The following is a 17674-nucleotide window of genomic DNA, read 5'->3' as shown; positions in this document are numbered from 1 at the left end:
CTAGACCTCCGCTTCGAGACGCTGCTGCAGGTGTCGACCCACCACGGTGGTGGTCAGGGCGGCGAGGGTGATGAAGATGCCGGGGAAGGCCGCGATCCACCAGGCCAGCTGGATGTAGTTGCGGCCGTCGGCGAGCATGGCGCCCCACTCGGCGGCCGGCGGCTGCGCGCCCAGGCCGAGGAAGCTGAGCGAGGAAGCCCAGACGATCGCCTGCCCGACGCCGAGCGTGGCTAGCACGAACAGCGGCCGGACGACGTTCGGCACGATGGTGTGCCACAGGATGTGCGAGCGCGAGCGGCCCAGCGACAGCGCGGTTTCGACGTACGGCGAGGCGATGACCTGCAGCGTCTGGGTCCGCAGCATCCGTGCGTAGCCGGGTGCGGTGCCGACGCCGACGGCGATGGCCGCGGTGACGATGCCGGTGCCGGAGACCGCGATGACGATCAGCGCCAGCAGCAGGCCCGGGAAGGCGAACAGGATCTCGACGAAGCGGCAGATCGCCGAGTCCAGCCACTTGCCCGAGACGCCGGCGGTGATGCCCAGCAGGCCGCCGAGCACCAGGCCGATGGCCGTGGCGGCCAGCCCGAGCAGCAGCGACTGGCCGGTGCCGGCGACCACCCGCGAGAACACGTCGCGGCCGTTCTGGTCCGTGCCGAACCAGTGCTCCGCGTTGGGCGCTGTGAAGGCGGTGGCCGGGTCGATGACGTACGGGTCCTGCCGGATCAGCAGGGAAGGTACGACGGCGGCAATCACCAGGAAGGCGAGCAGCGCCGCCGCGATCCACAGGCCGATCGGCGTCTTCCGCAGCGCTGCCGCGGCTTTCGCCGTGCCGCGCGGGGAAGGTGCGGGTTTTCCGGGCCGGGGGCTGCCCGGCAGGCTTCCGCGGGCGGTGGTGGGTTCAAGTGCCACGCTCATGCGATGGCTCCCTTCTCGGTGATGCGCGGGTCGATGACGCGGTAGAGCACATCGACCAGCAGGTTCACGACGATGTAGACGGCGGCGATGATGACCACCACGGCCAGGGTGATGGGCAGGTCCCGGTTGATGATCGCGTCCACGAGGGAGCGGCCCAGGCCGGGGCGGGCGAAGATGATCTCGGCGACCACCGCGGAGCTGACCAGCGAGCCGACGGCCCACGCGGAGAGCGTCAGGCCGGGCAGGATCGCGTGCCGCAGGGCGTGGCCCAGCCTGACGGCCAGGTCGGACAGCCCGCGGGCCCGGGCGGAGAGTACAAACGGCTGCGCCAGCGCCTCTTCGAAGGAGGACCGGGTGACCTGCGCGATGAAGCCGGCCAGCGGGATGGCCAGGGCCAGCGCCGGGAGCACCAGCGACCTGAAGCCGTCGTCGCCCGCTACCGGGAACCAGCCCAGGATGACCGCAAAGACCACGGCGAGCATGATGCCGACCCAGAACGGTGGCAGCGCGGCGAAGAAGACCTCGATGCCGCGGCCGATGCCGTCCCGTAGGCGGCCGCGGCCGACGGTCAGCAGGGTGAAGGCGAGCGCGATTGCCCACGCGAAGACCAGCGCCAGCCCCGCCAGCTGGAACGTGGGCAGGATCTGCGGCCCAAGGATGTCCAGCACCGGCACCTTGAAGATGTACGAGGTGCCGAAGTTCCCGGTGGCCAGGCCGGCCAGGTAGTCCAGGTACTGGACGAAGACGGGCTGGTCCAGCCCGTACTGTGCCTTGACCGCGGCCACCGTCTCCGGCGAGGGCGAGGAGCCGGCCCCGCCGAGAATGGCGGTCACGGGATCTCCCGGGGTCAGGCGGAGCACGAAGAACGTGAGGGTCACGGCGGCCCAGAGCACGAAGACGCTGCCGGCCGCGCGCTTAAGGATGACCCGCCCGGCGGACCCGGCGGTCGCCGTCGTTCTTGGAAGTCCCGTGTGGGAGGTTGTTGCTGCAGCACTCATGATTGCTTCACCGCCGAGACGTCGTAGATATAAGGCAGGGACAGGCTGGGCTCCAGCGTGAGGTTGGCGAAGCGGTCCGTCCGGACAGCCAGCTGGCTGGCCTGGTTGTAGAGGGGCAGCTGCAGCGCATTGCGGCTGACGATTTGCTGCGCCTCGTAGTAGAGCTTTTCGCGCACTGCCGGATCGTCGGTGGCCAAAGCGTCGTTGACGATCTTGTCGAATTCCTTGTTCCGGAAGCCGGACCCGTTCGGCACGAAGCCGGCGGACTCGGTGTACTCGGAGGAGAAGACGATCCGCAGCACGTCCGCAGTGTTGGTGTTCCAGTAGTCGGAGCGCAGGTCGTAGTCGAAGTTGTTGCCCTGCTCGCTCACGGAGGCGGAGTCGCCCGTCTCGATCCGCACGTCGAACCCGGCCTGCTTCGCGCTGGCCTGCAGCTGGGTCACTAGGGCCTGGTGGGCGGTCGGCCAGACGGCCGGCGTATACGGGAAGTGCACCACCAACCGCTTGCCGTCCTTGGTGCGGTAGCCGTCCTTGTCACGCCCCGTCCAGCCCGCTTCGTCGAGGAGCTTGGCCGCGTTCGCGGGATCCGGCTGGTACGCGTCCTCGAAGTCCGGTGAATAGAACTTGGTGGTGCTGGCCAGCGGGCCGCCGGCCTGGGTCACCGTGCCGAAGTAGACGCTGTTGATTCCGGCCTCCACGTACACGCTGCGCAGGAACGCCTGGCGCACGCGGAGGTCGTCGAACGGTGCCCGCGTGGTGTTGAGCATCAGGTTGGTCGGGTTGCCCGGCCGGTCCTGCAGCACCAGCGCGACGTTCTTGTCCGCCTCCGCCTCGGCGAAGTGGACCGACGGCATCAGGTCCAGCGCGTCCACCTGGCCGGCGCGGAGCAGCCCGTAGCGGGTGGAATCCTCCGGCACGATCTGCCATTCGAGGTTCTTGATGTGCGCCGGCCCCTGGTGCTGCGCGAACGGCGGCGCCGAGTTGTAGTCGTCGTTGCGCACCAGCGAGACCTTGGACTGCGGAACGTAGTCCACGATTTTGTAGGGACCCGTCCCAACCGGCGAGTTGCAGTTCTCCGCCTGCGGCCGCTTCAGCGCCGTCGGCGATTCGATGCCGAGGAACGGCTGGGCCAGCACCTCAAGGAACGCCGCGTACGGGCGGTTCAGCGTGACCACGGCCGTGGTGTCATCAACCACCTCGGTGCTCTTGTACGGCTTGAGGTAGCCGCCGGCCGTGCCGGACTGCGTGTCCGGATCCACCATGTGGTCCAGGTTCGCCTTGACCGCCTCGGCGGTGAACCTGGTGCCGTCCGTGAAGGTGACATCGTCGCGGACCTTGAAGGTGTAGGTCAGCCCGTCCTCCGAGACTTCCCACGACTCGGCCAGCCACGGGTGGATCTTGCCGTCTTTGTCCTGCGAGACCAGCGAGTCGAGGTAGTTGGCGGCGATCGAGGCCTGCGGCATGTCGCCGTTCACGTGCGGGTCCAGGCAGGAAATGTCCTTGCCCGTCGCGAAAACGAAGGTGTCGTCTGCCGGCTGCGCACTGGCGCTGCCGCCGCATCCGGTCAGCGCCAGAAGCACGACGGCGGCTGCGGCCGTGGGCGCCCAAGGGGCGTTGCGATGGTTCATGTTCCGGTCTTCCGTTCGGCCCGTTGCACACGGCACCGGACGCGCCCGAAGACTCGGGCACTGCAATCACCGGCTAGTGTTCAACGAGGCTTCTCACGCCTCGCGGCAGTTCAATTCCGGCGGGAACAGTGGTTCTAACACTCGTCCCGCAGGAGGTACGGAAGAATCTACGCACCCGTGGCGGAGGCCGGAATCTTTGTGGAGCGCGGTGAATTCATATGACTTTTCCGCGGCCGGACATGACGTCGCAATGACGGCTTGTGACCGGACGTTACGCAACGAAAGGCCCGCTCAGCCGGTTCTTTCGGTTCAGCCCAGCTCGGCGGCCTTGATGGCGTAGCCCATGTAGGACAGCGCAGTCGAGCGGACCTGGCCGAAGTCCAGCCGGCGGCCGAGTTCCCCGTAGCTGATCCGGCCGCGGCGGGCAGCGCGGAGGGCCGAGAGGGCGGCCAGCGGGTTCGCCCGCGGGGCCAGGCCGGCCAATCCGCCCGGCTCCAGCCCGTTGCGCTGCAGCAGGCGCGCGAGCTCGCGCGGCTTGATGAACATGTCCCAGCTGTGCAGCTGCGCGTCGATGATCCTGGTGGGCGGCCAGTCCTGCAGGATTTTGATGGCCAGCAGCCAGCTGGCGGCCGTCCGGTTTATCGTGTCGAAGAGGTACAGGCTGCCCGGCTTCATGACCCGTGCGGTCTCCGCGATGACCCGCGGCAGATCGGTGACGTGTTCCAGCACATCACAGCAGAGAACGACGTCGAAGCTTGCGTCCGCGAGCGGCAGTTCCTCGCCGCTGCCGGCCAGGTAGCGGATCGCCGGGCCGCCGTCCGCGGCGTGCCGCCGGGCGGCCGCCAACGCGGGTTCCGATGGGTCGACGCCGGTCACCTCGCAGCCGAGCCGCGCGAACTCCTCGGCCAGCAGGCCGGCGCCGCAGCCGATATCCAGTGCCTTCAGCCCGGCCACCCGGCCGCCGAGCCGGTCCCGCAGCGCGCCCCGGAAATACTCCATCCGGGCCGGGGTGAGGCTGCCGTGCAGCAGGTTGAGCGGGTTGTCCTCGTGCCACCAGGATCCGCCCAGACGGTCGTACAGCTCGTTATCGATCGGCATCGCTGCTCCTCGCTTTGACGTCGATCATACGCCGGGGTCGGACGGCGGGGCCGGGCGGGCATGGGAGCCGGACCACTGACACCGATGCCCGCTTTCCAACGCTGGCGTCTCTTGCGTTAGAGGAGCATCATGGCTCTACCGGGGCCTGCTCTTCCAGGAACTGGCCCGGGCGGCAGACCTCTTAGAGCGCTGCTCGGCTGGCGGAAGGGACCGTGCGATGCCACTGTCGGATGAAGAACGGAAACAGCTACGGGAGCTGGAGGAAGAGCTGGCCGCGGAGGATCCCAGACTCGCTCGGGAATTGGAGTCCGGTTCTCTGTGGCCCCGGCAATCCCGCGGGCTGCTGGCCGCCCTGGCCTGGATTGCGGGCCTTGTGCTGCTGATCGGCGGGATCGCCGCTCAGCTGGTCATCGTGGGGATCGTCGGCTTCCTGCTGATGGGCGCCTCCGTGTACTGGGCGCTGCGCCTGTTCCAACGCCGGACGCGGTGAACGTCCAACATCGGACCGCGCTGCCGCGAAGAGTGTCAGTCGAGGATCTTCAGCCCCGTGCCCCAATTGAAGGACTCGTAGGCGGGGTTGGCCTGCAGGGCCATGAGCAGCAGCTGGAAGCCCTCAAGCTCCCGGGCATGGCGGAGGGCGCCGACCTCAAGAGGCCGCAGGCCTGCGGCGCTCACGAAGTCCGCGACCTGCTTCCGCGCTTCCTCCGAATCCGAGGCAATGAAGACGTCCAGCGGCTTGCCGTCGACCGAGCCCTCTGACAGCGGTCCGGCGAAGGTCGTATTGAAGGCCTTGACGAAGCGGGCCTCCGGCGCCAGCTTTGCCAGCTCTTCGGTGGCCGAGGTGTCCGGTCCGACCACGAGGGAATCGAAGGTTTCCACGTCGATCGGATTGCTGATATCCACCACGGTCTTGCCGGTCAGGGAGCCGCGGAGCCTCGTGACGACCTCCTGGGCGGGCCCGTAGTACAAGGCGAGCACGACGATGTCTCCCAGCGCGGGCTCGGCGAGCCCGCCGGTGATAATCCCCGATCCCAGTTCGCCGGCCAGTTGGGCGGCCTTCTCCGGGGTGCGGTTCAGGATCTGGAGGGAGCGGCCGGCGGCCGCGGCGCGCGTGGCGATGGCTCTGCCCATGTTTCCGGTGCCGATGATGGTGATGTCCGTCATGATGCTTCCTCCCGCAGGAATGTACAGGTCCGTGACACGCTCGAAGCCCTCGCCAAAGGGCGACGGCGGAACTCAGCGCCCCGCCGTCGCCAGACTATGGCGTGTGCAGGCCCGAGGCCAGAGCAAAGCCGCATCAATCGCGGGCCGGAACCCAGCGGAACGCGGCGAGCCACAGCAGCACCCCCGCCAGCCCGACCATGCCGGGAGCGAGGACCGGGGACGCGCCGACCGAGCCGGTGGCGGCGGCCCACAGTTGCGACACCGCGGACATCGAATCCCAGACGGCGGAGTACCGGCCGCTCAGCGGTCCGGCGGCCAGGTTCGCGCCGATATGTTCGTAGACGCCGAAGGCACTGCCAAGAACCGCCACAATCGCGGTCCCCTGCATGATCCGCGCCGTCGCCACGGAGCGCCGCACCAGCCAGGCCGCCGCGGCAGCAAGGAGCACCGCCAGGACCGCCCACGGCACGAGCTGGCCCGCGTCGTGCCAGTGGCGGAGCATCGCGAGCTCGACGCAGGCGCCGAGGGCGGTGCCAATGCCGAGCCAGGTCAGGATGCGGCGATAGACGGCGACCAGGGCAACAGAGTCGGTCCCTGTCTCCACGGTGTTGGCCACGGTGCTCACTCCACCTTGAGGGCGCTGAGCACCTTGCTCAGCTGGTCCTGGGAGATGCCGTACTTCCCGAGCTCTTCGGTCAGTGTGGGCTCGAGGTTCTCGGCCGTGTAGGGGCCGTACTCCTGGACCTCCTCGGCCCACCGGTCGGGGTTGTCGACGCCGGCCGACGCCAGTGCCGCGGTCAGCTCCTCGGTCGTCGCAGTGTTCGGATCGACGGTTTGCACGGACGGACTGGCGGTGTCGGTCGAAGCAGCCGGCGGGGCGGCAGCCGGCGGGGAGGCGGCGGAAGTGCCCGCTCCGGGACTCGAACAACCGGTCAAGGCGGCCGCGAGGATGAGCGCGGGAGTGGCGAGGCGTGCCGGCATCTTCTTCATAGGTCCCGGGTCTATCAGGCTGGACTTGGAACGAGCATGGGTTTGGGCTGTTGGCTTTTCCGGCCCGGCACACGGGCAAGGACGACGGCGGAAGCTGCCTCCCGCCGTCGTCCTCCCCATGCCGGTGCTAGGCGAGCGCGAACCCTTCGTAGGCCTTCGCTGCAACCTCGTCGCACTTGGCGCGGTAGGCGCCCACGCCGCCGACGTACGGCATGAAGACCCGCGGCTTGCCGGGCACGTTGGCGCCGAGGTACCAGGAGTTGGCCTGCGGGAAGAGCGTCATGTCCGCCAGGGCGTTGACGTGCTCGACCCAGGCGTCCTCGGCCTCCGCCAGCGGTTCCGAGGACTGCAGCCCGTTGGCGTCCAGGTACTCGATGTGCCGGGCGATCCAGTCCACGTGCTGCTCGATGGAGGTGACCATGTTGCTCAGCACGGACGGGCTGCCCGGGCCGGTGACCGTGAACAGGTTGGGGAACCCGGCCATGGAGACGCCCAGGTAGGCTCGCGGGCCGGCCTCCCACTTGTCCCGCAGGGCGACGCCGTCGCGACCGCGGATGTCGATGGCCAGCAGAGCTCCGGTCATGGCATCGAAGCCGGTGGCGAACACGATCGCGTCGAACTCGTACTCCTGCTCGGCGGTGCGCAGGCCGGCGGGGGTGATCTCCTCGATCGGCGCCTTGCGCACGTCGACCAGCTGCACGTTCGGCCGGTTGTAGGTGGCGTAGTACTCGGTGTCGACGCAGATGCGCTTGGTGCCCACGGGATGGTCGTACGGCTTGAGCAGCCGCGCCGTCTCCGGGTCCTCCACGATCTCGTCGATCTTGGTCCGGATGTATTCGGCGACGGTCTCGTTGGCCTCGTTGCTCACGGCCAGATCCGAGAAGCACTGGGCCAGCCGGAATCCGCCGAGCGTCCAGTGTTCGTCGAAGACCCGCTGGCGTTCCTCCGGAGCCGCCTCCAGCGCTGCGTCGGCACCGGGCGGGAACGGCAGGCCGGTGGGGGTGTGCTTGGCGTCCTCCCGGATCCGGCGGTAGTTGGCCTTCACGTCCTGCCAGAACTCCTGGTCCAGTGGTCCGTTCTTGGCCGGGACGCTGAAGTTCGGCGTCCGCTGGAACACGGTCAGCTGCTCGGCCTGCGCCGCGATGACAGGGATGGACTGGATGCCGGAGGAACCCGTTCCGACCACGCCGACGCGCTTGCCGGTGAAGTCTACGTCCTCGTGCGGCCAGGCGCCGGTATGGTAGACCTCGCCGCTGAAGGACTCGAGCCCCCGGAAGTCCGGGATGCGGCTGGTCGACAGGCAGCCCGTTGCCATGATGCAGAACTGGGCCTGCGTCACCTCGTCGCCCCGGGCGGAACTGGTCGACACCCGCCACCGGTTCGTTCCGCCGTCGTACTCCGCTGCCGTCACGGTGGTCTCGAGTTCCAGGTCCCGGCGCAGGTCGTAGCGGTCGGCCACGAAGTTCAGGTAGCGCATCAGCTCAGGCTGGGCCGGGTAGCGCTCCGTCCACTCCCACTCCTGCTCCAGCTCAGGGTCGAACGAGTAGGAATAGTACGGGCTCTCCACGTCGCAGCGGGCTCCCGGGTAACGGTTCCAGTACCAGGTGCCGCCGACGCCGTCGCCCTTTTCGAACACCACGGCGGAAAGCCCCTGGTCACGCAGCTTGTGCAGCATGTACAGGCCGGAGAAGCCTGCACCGACGATGACCGCGTCCACCTCGCGCACGCGCTCCATCATGCCTCCAAGGCCGGCTCGGCGGAGAGGGCCCGCACGCGGCGGGCCACGAGGTCCATCACCTCGGCGCTCGCCGGCAGCACATTGACCATCGAGAAGAAGCCGTGCATCTGGCCGGGCCAGCGGTGGAACTCGACGTCGACTCCGGCCTCCTCAAGCCGCTGCGCGTAGGATTCGCCCTCATCGCGGAGCACGTCGTGCGCCGCAGTGACGACCAGGGCCGGCGGCAGGTTCTGCAGGCTTTCGGCCCGCAGCGGCGAGGCGTGCGGATGGTCGCGGTCCTCCGGGGTCGGCGCGTAGTGGTCCCAGAACCAGATCATGAATTCCTTGGTCAGCAGGGTCTGGTTCTCCGGCTCGTCGTAGGAAATCCGGGTGAAGTCAGCGTCGGTGACGGGGTAGATGAGCATCTGGCCGGCCAGCTGCGGGCCGCCCTCGTCGCGGGCACGCAGGGCCATCACGGCGGAGAGGTTGCCGCCCGCGCTGTCGCCGCCGACGAACAGCGGCACCCGGGAGCCGGCGATGTCCTCGAGGTGCTCGGCCGCCCACTGCAGGGCAGTCCAGGAGTCCTCGACGGCGGCGGGGAACCGCTTCTCCGGCGCCTTGCGGTAGTTGACCAGGACGACGGCGTTGCCCGTCTTTTCCGCCAATTGGCGGCCGAGGGTGTCGTAGCCGTCGATGTCGCCGACGACCCAGCCGCCGCCGTGGAGGTAGAGGAAGACGCCCGTGGGCCGGTCCGTCGGCACGTGGACGCGGATGGCGAAGGTGCCGCCGTCGTAGCCGGTCAGGGTGTGGTCTTCGGTGCGCTGCATGTCCGGGCCCTTGCCGAACATTTCATTCATCGCGGCCGAGGTGGCCCGGGCCTGTGCGGGCTCCATCTCCCACATCGGCTTGGCATCGGGGCCCGCTGCTTCTGCTGCGGCGGCCAGGAACTGGATGGTGGCTTCATCAAGCGCCATGTCAATCTCTCTTCGTTGAGCGGATTGTCGAACCCGCACCAGTGATGCAGGTCACATCACTATAGAATGCATTGTTTTACGAAAGGAAGAGGTCGGAGGCCCCTATTTTACGAACCCTCGGTAGAGTTGGATATGCCCTCGCGGCGAGGAAGATCCGAGGGGAAAGGGGAGCGGCATGGCCTTCGAGCTACCCCTGTCCCGCAAGGACGCCGTGGTGCAGCGCCTGCGCGGCGAAATGCTCTCCGGCGAGCTGGCCCCCGGCGCGCCCGTGAAGGATGCCGAGCTCGCAGCCCGGCTGGGGCTCAGCGTGACGCCGGTGCGCGAAGCCATCACGCAGCTGATCAGCGAGGGCTTCATCGAGGCGCTGCCGAACAAGCGCCGCCGGGTGGCCATGCTGACGCAGAAGCAGGCCATCGACCTGATGGACGTGCTGGGCGCCGTGCTGGTAGCCGGACTGGAGCGGGCCGAGGGGCGGCTGGACCAGGAGTGGCTGGACGAGTTCGCCGCCGCCGTGCGTGGATTCCAGGCCGAGCTCAGGCCCGACCAGCTGGACCGCTCGGGGAAGGCTTTCCGCCGGATCGCGGAGCTGATCTGCGACGCCGCGGACAACGACGAACTGCGGGCGGTGACGGACCATGTGCTGCTCCGCTCGCTGAACCGCATCCAGCTCTATCCCTCCAACCACCTGCTGTCGCTCTGGGGGGAGGCATTCGGCGACACCGCCGGGCTGCTGGCCGGCGGCGACCACGCTGCCGCCGTTCAGCGGTTGCGCTCCTTCTTCAGCGACTTGATTGCGGCCATGCACCGCGACCGCTCTGACGATGCCGTCGTCGCCCCGCGGCCGCACTAGGACCGGGGCCGACGACGAGGCGCTGATGAGCAGACGGGTCCGCGGGAACCATCGGTCAGCTGCAAACGACCGCCTCGATCCTGCCCTCCGGCCGGTGCTCTGGGCGGCGATCCTGGCCTCGTTCATCGCCTTCCTGGACGGGGCGATCGTCAACGTCGCGCTGCCTGCGATCGGCGAGGATCTGGGCGGCGGCCTGGCCCTGCAGCAGTGGGTCGTGGATGCCTACCTCCTGACCCTCGCCGCCCTCATCCTGATCGCCGGGTCCCTGTCCGACAGCTTCGGCCGCATCCGGATTCTCCGGCTGGGCCTGGTGCTGTTCGGGGCGGCGTCGCTGGCCTGCGCGCTGGCGCCGACCGGGGCGGCGCTGATTGCGTCGCGGGCGGTGCAGGGGGCCGGCGGCGCCTTGCTGGTCCCCAGTTCGCTGGCGCTCATCATGTCGTCATACCAGGGAGCGGCCCAGGCCCGCGCCATCGGGATCTGGACCGGGTGGACCGGAACCTCGGCCATCGCCGGCCCGCTGCTCGGCGGGCTCTTGGTCGATCTGTCCAGTTGGCGCTGGATCTTCGCCATCAACGTGCTTCCGATCGCGGTCACGCTCGCGATTCTCGGGCGTCTCAAGGCCGGGCCTTCTGTCCGGAACCGTCCCCCGGTAGACCTGGCGGGCGCCCTGCTGGCCGCGTTCGGCTTGGCCGGGGTGGTCTTCGCGCTGATCGAGCATCAGCGGTTGGGCTGGACCCATCCGGGCATCGCGGGTTCCCTGGTCCTGGGGCTGGCGTCCTTCGCCGCCTTCCTGTGGTGGGAGGGCCGCACCGCCCATCCGATGATGCCGCTGCGGCTGTTCAAAGTCCGCAACTTCGGTGTAGGAAACATCGCGACGGCGTTCATCTACGCCGCGCTGTCGCTGGGCATGCTGATGATTGTGCTGTTCCTGCAGCAGGTCGGGGGATTCTCGGCGACGCAGGCCGGCTTGGCCACGATTCCCGTCGCCGTGCTGATGCTGCTGCTCTCCGGCACCTTCGGCGGACTGGCCGGGAAGTACGGCCCGCGGATCTTCATGGCGGCGGGCCCGATGGTGCTCGGCGCCGGCTATCTGCTGATGACGGGGGCAGGCATGCCCCTGGATTTCCCGGCCCGGATGCTGCCCGGCCTGCTGGTGTGCGGGCTGGGCCTCGCCATCACCGTCGCGCCGCTGACCGCCGGCATCCTCGCGGCCGTGGGACCGGGGGAGAGCGGGATCGGTTCCGCCATCAACAATGCCGTCTCGCGCATTGCCGGGCTGATCGCCGTGGCGTTTGCCGGCGTGATCCTCGGCGGAGCGCTCGACGGCGGAGGGTTTCGCCGGGTGATGGTCGTCGTGGCTGTCCTGGCGATCGCCGGAGGGCTCATCTCGGCCTGGGGGATCCGCAACCCGCCTGCCGCCGGCCCGTCCGACACCGGTCCGGGCGTCGATTCCCCGGGGCTGCGGCGCGGGAAGCGATAACGTCGGAGCATGTCAGCGAAAAAGCCGGTCCGGGCGTTCGTCGAACTGCTGGCCCGCACGGAAACCGGCCCCGCCAGCACCAACTTCTTCGACTACAGCGACGCCGGCAATGCCCTGCGGCGCCGGAACCTCGAGCTGTACCTGCTGGAGATGCTGGAACGCCGGCCCTCGGTCCTGCTGGTCGGGGAGGCTCCCGGCTACCGCGGCATGCGCATGACCGGCGTGCCGTTCAGCAACCCCGCCATCATCGAGGGCCGAGCGGACCCGTTCGGCCTGTTCGGCCCCGAGAAGGGTTACGTCCTGCCGCCGGACGCCGGCACGGTCGCCGCCGAACCCACGGCCACGGTGATGTGGGACGTGCTGGCGGAACTCGATTTCCTGCCGCTGCTCTGGAGCGCCTACCCGCTGCATCCGCACCAGCCGGGCCGGCCGCTCTCCAACCGCACGCCGTCGACCGCCGAGATCCGGACCGGGCTGCCGCTGTGGCAGGAACTGGCCCGGATCTTCGGGATCGGGAACGTCATCGCCGTCGGCAACATCGGCCACCGCAGCGTCCTCGCCAGCGGCCGCAGCGCCCCGAAGGTCCGGCATCCGGCCCACGGCGGCAAGGTCAAGTTCCGCGAGGGCCTGCGGGAACTTCTCGCCGCGGGTATCGACGAAACCCCTGCCGGGTCGCACTCTGGCACGGAAGCCAAAAGTTAGGACGACGGCGAAAGCGCGGTTCCGCCGTCGTCCTCCCTGATGTCCATCCGCGGACCGTACCCGTTCCGTGGCCCGGGTCAGCGGGTGTACATGATCGAGCCCGGCGTGGTCAGGGTCTCGCCGGTCTCCAGCCAGGTCTTCAGGCCGGAGAGGATCATCGGCCAGCCGCCGTAGAGCTGCTCGTTGGCGCCCTCGCGCAGCTGGTCATGGGTGACGGTGAGCCGGCAGGAATCCTCGACCTGCTCGATCTCCCACGTGATGCGAGACGTTCCCTGCGCCTTGACGTCCTCGCCCCAGAGCGCGCGCATGGTCTGCACCAGGCGGCGGGGCGGATCCACCTCGAGGACCTCGCCCTCGCCGAGCGGGCCGTCGGCCCGAGGATTGGTCATGCGGTAGGCGGAGCCGGGCTGCCAGTCGGTCTCGATCCGGTTGCCGAACATGTACTTGCTCCGGGTTTCGCTGTCCGTGATGGCTTCCCAGAGGCGTTCGGGGCTGGTGCGAATGTAGATTTCAAAGATCTTTTCGGTGTTTTCCATGGGAGTCTCCAAACGGGATTTGAGGTCGCTGAGGCCAGCGGCCCACGGCTCGGCGTACTTGCTGACCCACCGGTCGTGAACGAGCCGGATGGGCACCGGATTCAGGAAGTGCAGTTTTTCGCGGCCGCGGCGCCGGGTCACCACCAGGCCTGCTTCCTCCAGCAGCTTCAGGTGCTTCATCACCCCGAAGCGGGACATTTCGAAGCGCTCTTCAAGCTCACTCAGGCTCTGTCCGTCCCGGCGGAACAGCTCGTCGAGCAACTCGCGCCGGGTGGGATCGGCCAGCGCCTTGAACACCTCGTCCACGTCTTTATAATAGGTGACTAAATGGTCACATGTCGAGGATCCAGGACGGCTTTGATCAGCGGTTTGCCGCCGACGGTGCTGTGCGGCTGGGAGGTGAGCCGCAGGGCCTCGACCGCCCGGTCCATTGGGAAGAGCGTGATGAGCTGCTCCCCGACGCGGGGCATGGTGAGCAGGAAGCCGATGGCCTGCTCGAAGTCGGAGCGGACCGACGAGTAGCTGGTCAGGATGGAGATGTCCTTGCGCGCGCGGGCGCTCACGGGCTGTGCGGTGCCGCTGGCATACATGGCGACCAGTACCAGCTTGCCGCCGGACCGCAGCGAGGCCATGGCGGTGGTTAACTGCTTGCCGGAGCCGGACGCCTCCACCCACGTGTCGAACCGGCCGGGATCCGGGGCGGTGGTGCTCCTCAGCCCCAGCCGGACTGCCAGCTCCCGCCTGGCCTCCTGCTCGGGGTCCGGGCGGCCGACCATCGTGACCTCGGCGCCCCGGGCCTTCGCGATAAGCGCGGCCAGCAGGCCGATGGCCCTTGTGGTCGAGACGGCGACGCGCTCGCCGGCCTGCACTTGGGCGACTTCGGCCACCGCGCGGCAGGCGACGGACGTCGGCTCGACGAGCACCGCCGTCGTGTCCGGCAGCCCATCCGGCACCGGGACCAGGCAGTGCCACGGAACGATGGTCCGTCCGCACGCCGTTCCATGCCGGCCCAGGCCAAGGGTGGCGGGACGCCGGCACTGCTCCACCCGCCCGGCGGCGCACTCGCTGCACCGGCCGCAGCGGACTTTTGAAACGGGCACCACGCGCATCCCCGGGACGATTTCCTCCGGCACCAGCAGGCCGACGCGGCCCACCGTGCCGACCGATTCGTGGCCCAGCACGGTCCGCGGAGGCACCCACGCGAAGTGGGGATCGGCGTCGTAAACGACTACGTCCGAACCGCACAGGCCGCAGAGCGCGACCTGGAACTCGACTTCCTCCGGTCCCGGCAGGCGCACCGGATGATCAACCAGGCCCACGCCCCCGGGTTCCGTCGAGGTGCGGGCCAACGCCAGGTTCGTCGGGCCCTGGTCCTGCGCGCCGTCTAGCCTGCTGCAGTTTCGGCCGCCGCCGTCTTGGGTGTCGTCCTGCTCATCCGCCACTCCTGCACCTCCTCCCGGTCCTTTTGATCGTAGGCGGCGCGGTTCGTTCAGGGCGGGGCGACAAGCCTCCCGCCGTCATTCAGAGGGATTTAACAGCTGGAATTCAGCGTTTTACCGGATGTGACAAACATTACAGAACCGTACTCGGGAGTAACCACGGTTCGCCCTACCCTTGTGTTACGGCCGTGGCAATGGCGCCATGGCCACACAAGCCTGCCGTACGCCGGCCGCACAAAAGGGGGCCGCGGGGGGATCACCACAAAGATCAGGGGGAATGCATCATGTTCGAAATCTACCGGGATGCCAACAAGAAGTACCGGTTCCGGATGATGGAGAAGGACCGCGTCATCGCCGTCTCCGAGGGGTATGAGGAGAAGTCGAGCGTGGTGGCCGCCATCCGCGATGCGCGCGAAGTCGCGGCGACCGCCCGGATTGCCGACAAGTCTGTACCGGTCGGGTAAGCCAAAGACTGCACGGGGGTGCAGCTTTACGACGGGAATCAGCCGCGCGCCGCGAGGAACTTTTCCAGCCCGGCGAGGTCGTCCGTATTGATGTGGTCAACGCCGGCCTTGTAGAGCTCGGTCCAGACCGCGTCGCGCGCCGCTCCCGCCTGGTCCGGGGTGGCCCAGAATCGGACCCGGAAGCCCTGCTCGTGGGCGGTGGCAACGTACTCCCGCAGCCGGGCGCGCTCGGCCTCCGGCATCGGACCGACGCCCTGCCAGGTGAAGAGCTGCGTCCAGTTGTTGCTGACCAGCGGCATCAGGTCCGCGGACGTGCCCGATTCGAGGTCCGAGGCGCGGCCGTCGTAGAAGCCGAAGCGCTGCTGGGCCGACTGCATGGTTTCCAGCGGCCGGTTTCCGCTGATCACCGCGGCCACGGGGCCGGTCTTGGTCTTGCCATGGGTGTAGCGGCTGAGGATTGAGCGGTGTTCGGCCAGCTCTTCCTCGATCGCGGCGTAGGTGGCTTCGCCCTCGCTCTTGATATCGATCAGCAGCTGGAACTGGCCGTCCCAGCCGGGGTAGACGCTGCGGCCGTTGCCCTTCACCAGTTCCGTCAGCGGATCCAGGTAGAGGCTTTCCAGCGTCACGCCGGCTTCGACGTCCTCGCGGTCGTGCGCGACCAACAGCTCACCGTCCACCAGCCAGACGTCGGCCTCCACCGAAGTGAAGCCGTGCTCCAGCGCGTCGTAGAGCGGGCGGTCGTGCTCGTAGTCGTTGTGGGCGTGCGCCTGGTCCTGCGGTGCGCCGAGGACGACGCCGGCAGGCGCCGCTGCCGTTTCGTCCTGCGGGGCGGCGGTGGCGGGCAGGGCTGAGCCGGAGAAGGCGGCGGCGGTGGCCAGCAGGGCCGCTGCGGTGTGCTTGAACACGGGATTGTCCTTCGGGGTCAGTGGTTCGGGGACTACTTGAGCAGGCCGTTGGGGTTCTGCTCGATGCTCAGGTCAGCGACGATCGGCAGGTGGTCCGAGGAGGTCGTGTCGATGACCTCGGCGGCTTCGGCTTCGATGTCGTCGCTGGTGAGGATGTAGTCGATCTGCCGGTCCGGCTCCTCGACCGGGTAGGTGTAGGCGTCGTCCTGGCCGAGCACCGCGAAGACATCGGTGAACCCGGTCATGATGTCCTGCATCTCCGGGGCCGACGGCACGGCATTCAGGTCTCCGACCAGGACGGAGGGCAGCTCGGATTCCTCTGCGACCGCGAGGATCTCCTTCACCTGCGACTGGCGCTGTTCGCTGCGTTGGTGGTCCAGGTGCGTGTTGTAGAAGCTAACGTGGTTGCCCTCGATGTTGATGACCGCCTCCAGCAGTCCGCGCTGTTCGGTGGGCCGTTGGGCATATTCGAGGTTGGTCAGCAGATGGTTCTCGGAGTCCAGTATCGGGTACTCGCTCAGGATGGCCGTGCCGTACTGGCGGCGCTCGGTCTGTCCTTCGGCCGGCTCCCGGTCCAGGTTTGCGGCGTAGGCGTAATGCATGTCCAGGCGGTCGGCGAGCCAGGCGGCCTGGTCCTCGAAATCGCTTCGGGTGGACCAGTGGTTGTCTACTTCCTGCAGCCCGATGATGTCCGAGCCGCTCGCCTCGATGTCGCGGGCGATGCGCTCGAGGTCCAGGTTGTCGGCGCCGTCGGCGCCGTGGTGGATGTTGAAGGACATCACGCGGACTTCATCGGCAGGCGCGTCCGCCTGCGCCGGAGCGGCTGCCAGGGCAGAAAGGGCCACCATGGCGGCCGCGGTGCCTGTGGGGATCAGACGTTTGATGCGGGTAGTTCCCTGCATTGTTCATCCTTCTGTTGGGAAATTGGGATGCAGGGTTTACTGTTTCGGATAACCGTTTCAAGCGGTTGACTGCCAGCGGGCCGGGCGGTGGCGCGAGGGTGAACGTGCGGCGTGTCAGCGGTGGCGGAGCGCAGCGCGGATGGCCGGTTGCCAGCGGTCCGCATAGTCGGCCGCGCTGGAATCCTCGGCGTAGGTGCGGTCCAGTTGGTACAGACCGGGCGCCGGGCAGACGGCACCGAGTTCGACGAGGACCGGCTTGAGCAGCAGTTCCGGTGCGAGTGCATGGGCCGGTCCGGCGCCGAGCATCAGCGGCACGGCGACGACGTCGCGCAGGCCGTCGCCGGTCGCGAACTGGTCGAGGAATAATTTGAGCAGACCGGAGTAAGTGGCCTTGAAGGTGGGTGAGGCGATCACGGCCAAGTCGGCTCCCGCCACGAGTTCGAGGGCGTCTTTTACGCCCGGATCACCCCAGCCGAGCAGCCCCGGCCCCAACTGGACCACGTCGACGATGTCCAGCGGGTCCGCACCGAGGCGCGCGGCCAGCCGGATGCCGGCATCGAGGGTGCGGGAGCCTGGCTTGGGGTTTCCGGCGACAACAACGGTCTTCATGCGGTTTCCTTCGACGACGGTGCTCGGGGACTGGTCCGGAGTCTAGTGGCCAGAAGTCGTCCCGGCGACAGTCAGCAGCAGCGTGCGAGACAGCCACACCCGGACTTCGCAGTCTGCCAGACGGAACCAGGGCAAATGCTCTTGGACGGGTATATCGAGTTCCGGCTCGCCGTGCTCCACCGGCTGCAAGACGCCCGATGGGGCCGTGCAGCCGGAAAGCCAGATCCTCCCGGGATTCGAACAAAACGCATAAACGCTGGAAAATACATTATTGGTCAGATAATGTGGAGGCAGTCACATTGG

Annotated in this window: 19 protein-coding genes; 5 read left to right on the top strand and 14 right to left on the bottom strand. The window is 68.2% G+C overall.

Going from position 1 to position 17674, the window contains the following annotated elements; genetic code table 11:
- The 4 genes from OC550_RS14760 to ubiG all read right to left on the bottom strand — a co-directional run bounded on the left by OC550_RS14760 (nt 1) and on the right by ubiG (nt 4639).
- The gene (locus OC550_RS14760) at nt 1-915 is read right to left on the bottom strand and encodes an ABC transporter permease (protein ID WP_262106660.1); all 915 of its coding nucleotides are present in this window, start codon (nt 913-915) and stop codon (nt 1-3) included.
- Nucleotides 912-1913 (bottom strand): ABC transporter permease, encoded by a 1002-nt coding sequence (locus OC550_RS14755; protein ID WP_262106659.1) that lies wholly within the window; start codon nt 1911-1913, stop codon nt 912-914. The genes OC550_RS14760 and OC550_RS14755 overlap by 4 nt, the downstream gene beginning before the upstream one ends.
- Nucleotides 1910-3541 (bottom strand): ABC transporter substrate-binding protein, encoded by a 1632-nt coding sequence (locus OC550_RS14750; RefSeq protein WP_262106658.1) that lies wholly within the window; start codon nt 3539-3541, stop codon nt 1910-1912. The genes OC550_RS14755 and OC550_RS14750 overlap by 4 nt, the downstream gene beginning before the upstream one ends.
- Before the next feature lie 309 nt (nt 3542-3850).
- Nucleotides 3851-4639: a bifunctional 2-polyprenyl-6-hydroxyphenol methylase/3-demethylubiquinol 3-O-methyltransferase UbiG gene (gene ubiG / locus OC550_RS14745; RefSeq protein WP_262106657.1), complete on the bottom strand. Its 789-nt coding sequence runs from the start codon at nt 4637-4639 to the stop codon at nt 3851-3853.
- A 217-nt stretch (nt 4640-4856) separates the two neighbouring features.
- Here ubiG and OC550_RS14740 point away from each other — a divergent pair, with 217 nt between their 5' ends.
- The gene (locus OC550_RS14740) at nt 4857-5129 is read left to right on the top strand and encodes a DUF3040 domain-containing protein (RefSeq protein WP_262106656.1); all 273 of its coding nucleotides are present in this window, start codon (nt 4857-4859) and stop codon (nt 5127-5129) included.
- A gap of 35 nt (nt 5130-5164) precedes the next feature.
- Here the strand turns inward: OC550_RS14740 and OC550_RS14735 are convergent, their stop codons facing one another.
- From OC550_RS14735 to OC550_RS14715, 5 genes are all read right to left on the bottom strand, one after another.
- Nucleotides 5165-5803: an NADPH-dependent F420 reductase gene (locus tag OC550_RS14735; RefSeq protein ID WP_262106655.1), complete on the bottom strand. Its 639-nt coding sequence runs from the start codon at nt 5801-5803 to the stop codon at nt 5165-5167.
- A gap of 133 nt (nt 5804-5936) precedes the next feature.
- Nucleotides 5937-6428, bottom strand: a complete 492-nt coding sequence (locus OC550_RS14730; RefSeq protein ID WP_262106654.1) for a hypothetical protein — start codon at nt 6426-6428, stop codon at nt 5937-5939.
- Nucleotides 6425-6793 (bottom strand): hypothetical protein, encoded by a 369-nt coding sequence (locus OC550_RS14725; RefSeq protein ID WP_262106653.1) that lies wholly within the window; start codon nt 6791-6793, stop codon nt 6425-6427. The genes OC550_RS14730 and OC550_RS14725 overlap by 4 nt, the downstream gene beginning before the upstream one ends.
- 127 nt (nt 6794-6920) lie before the next feature.
- Complete coding sequence (locus OC550_RS14720; RefSeq protein ID WP_262106652.1) at nt 6921-8531, bottom strand: NAD(P)/FAD-dependent oxidoreductase; 1611 nt, start codon at nt 8529-8531, stop codon at nt 6921-6923.
- A complete protein-coding gene (locus tag OC550_RS14715) occupies nt 8528-9484 on the bottom strand; it encodes an alpha/beta hydrolase (protein WP_262106651.1) in 957 nt (318 codons plus the stop codon). Before OC550_RS14715 ends, OC550_RS14720 begins: the two co-directional genes overlap by 4 nt.
- A 175-nt stretch (nt 9485-9659) precedes the next feature.
- Here OC550_RS14715 and OC550_RS14710 point away from each other — a divergent pair, with 175 nt between their 5' ends.
- Genes OC550_RS14710 through OC550_RS14700 form a run of 3 tightly spaced genes read left to right on the top strand, consistent with a single transcriptional unit; the run spans nt 9660 to nt 12516 of the window.
- Nucleotides 9660-10334, top strand: coding sequence for a GntR family transcriptional regulator (locus OC550_RS14710; protein ID WP_262106650.1), 675 nt, complete (start codon nt 9660-9662; stop codon nt 10332-10334).
- On the top strand, nt 10306-11814 hold the full coding sequence (locus OC550_RS14705; RefSeq protein WP_262106649.1) for an MFS transporter: 1509 nt from the start codon (nt 10306-10308) through the stop codon (nt 11812-11814). The genes OC550_RS14710 and OC550_RS14705 overlap by 29 nt, the downstream gene beginning before the upstream one ends.
- Before the next feature lie 9 nt (nt 11815-11823).
- Complete coding sequence (locus OC550_RS14700) at nt 11824-12516, top strand: uracil-DNA glycosylase (RefSeq protein WP_262106648.1); 693 nt, start codon at nt 11824-11826, stop codon at nt 12514-12516.
- A 77-nt stretch (nt 12517-12593) separates the two neighbouring features.
- Here OC550_RS14700 and OC550_RS14695 read toward each other — a convergent pair whose 3' ends face one another.
- Nucleotides 12594-13358: a metalloregulator ArsR/SmtB family transcription factor gene (locus OC550_RS14695; protein WP_262106647.1), complete on the bottom strand. Its 765-nt coding sequence runs from the start codon at nt 13356-13358 to the stop codon at nt 12594-12596.
- A gap of 17 nt (nt 13359-13375) precedes the next feature.
- Nucleotides 13376-14494 (bottom strand): alcohol dehydrogenase catalytic domain-containing protein, encoded by a 1119-nt coding sequence (locus OC550_RS14690; protein ID WP_262106646.1) that lies wholly within the window; start codon nt 14492-14494, stop codon nt 13376-13378.
- A 281-nt stretch (nt 14495-14775) separates the two neighbouring features.
- On the opposite strand from OC550_RS14690, the gene OC550_RS14685 reads away from it, so the two are divergent.
- On the top strand, nt 14776-14955 hold the full coding sequence (locus OC550_RS14685) for a DUF1508 domain-containing protein (RefSeq protein ID WP_262106644.1): 180 nt from the start codon (nt 14776-14778) through the stop codon (nt 14953-14955).
- A 38-nt stretch (nt 14956-14993) separates the two neighbouring features.
- Here OC550_RS14685 and OC550_RS14680 read toward each other — a convergent pair whose 3' ends face one another.
- From OC550_RS14680 to OC550_RS14670, 3 genes are all read right to left on the bottom strand, one after another.
- A complete protein-coding gene (locus OC550_RS14680; protein ID WP_262106643.1) occupies nt 14994-15860 on the bottom strand; it encodes a phosphatidylinositol-specific phospholipase C/glycerophosphodiester phosphodiesterase family protein in 867 nt (288 codons plus the stop codon).
- A gap of 32 nt (nt 15861-15892) precedes the next feature.
- Complete coding sequence (locus OC550_RS14675; protein WP_262106642.1) at nt 15893-16762, bottom strand: endonuclease/exonuclease/phosphatase family protein; 870 nt, start codon at nt 16760-16762, stop codon at nt 15893-15895.
- A 114-nt stretch (nt 16763-16876) separates the two neighbouring features.
- The gene (locus tag OC550_RS14670; protein WP_262106641.1) at nt 16877-17371 is read right to left on the bottom strand and encodes an NADPH-dependent FMN reductase; all 495 of its coding nucleotides are present in this window, start codon (nt 17369-17371) and stop codon (nt 16877-16879) included.
- Nucleotides 17372-17674: the final 303 nt, after the last annotated feature.

Origin of the sequence: Arthrobacter sp. Marseille-P9274, from assembly GCF_946892675.1 — a bacterium.
Lineage (GTDB): Bacteria > Actinomycetota > Actinomycetes > Actinomycetales > Micrococcaceae > Crystallibacter.
Note: the sequence above shows the minus strand (reverse complement) of the source record. Positions and strands in the feature narration are given on the sequence as shown.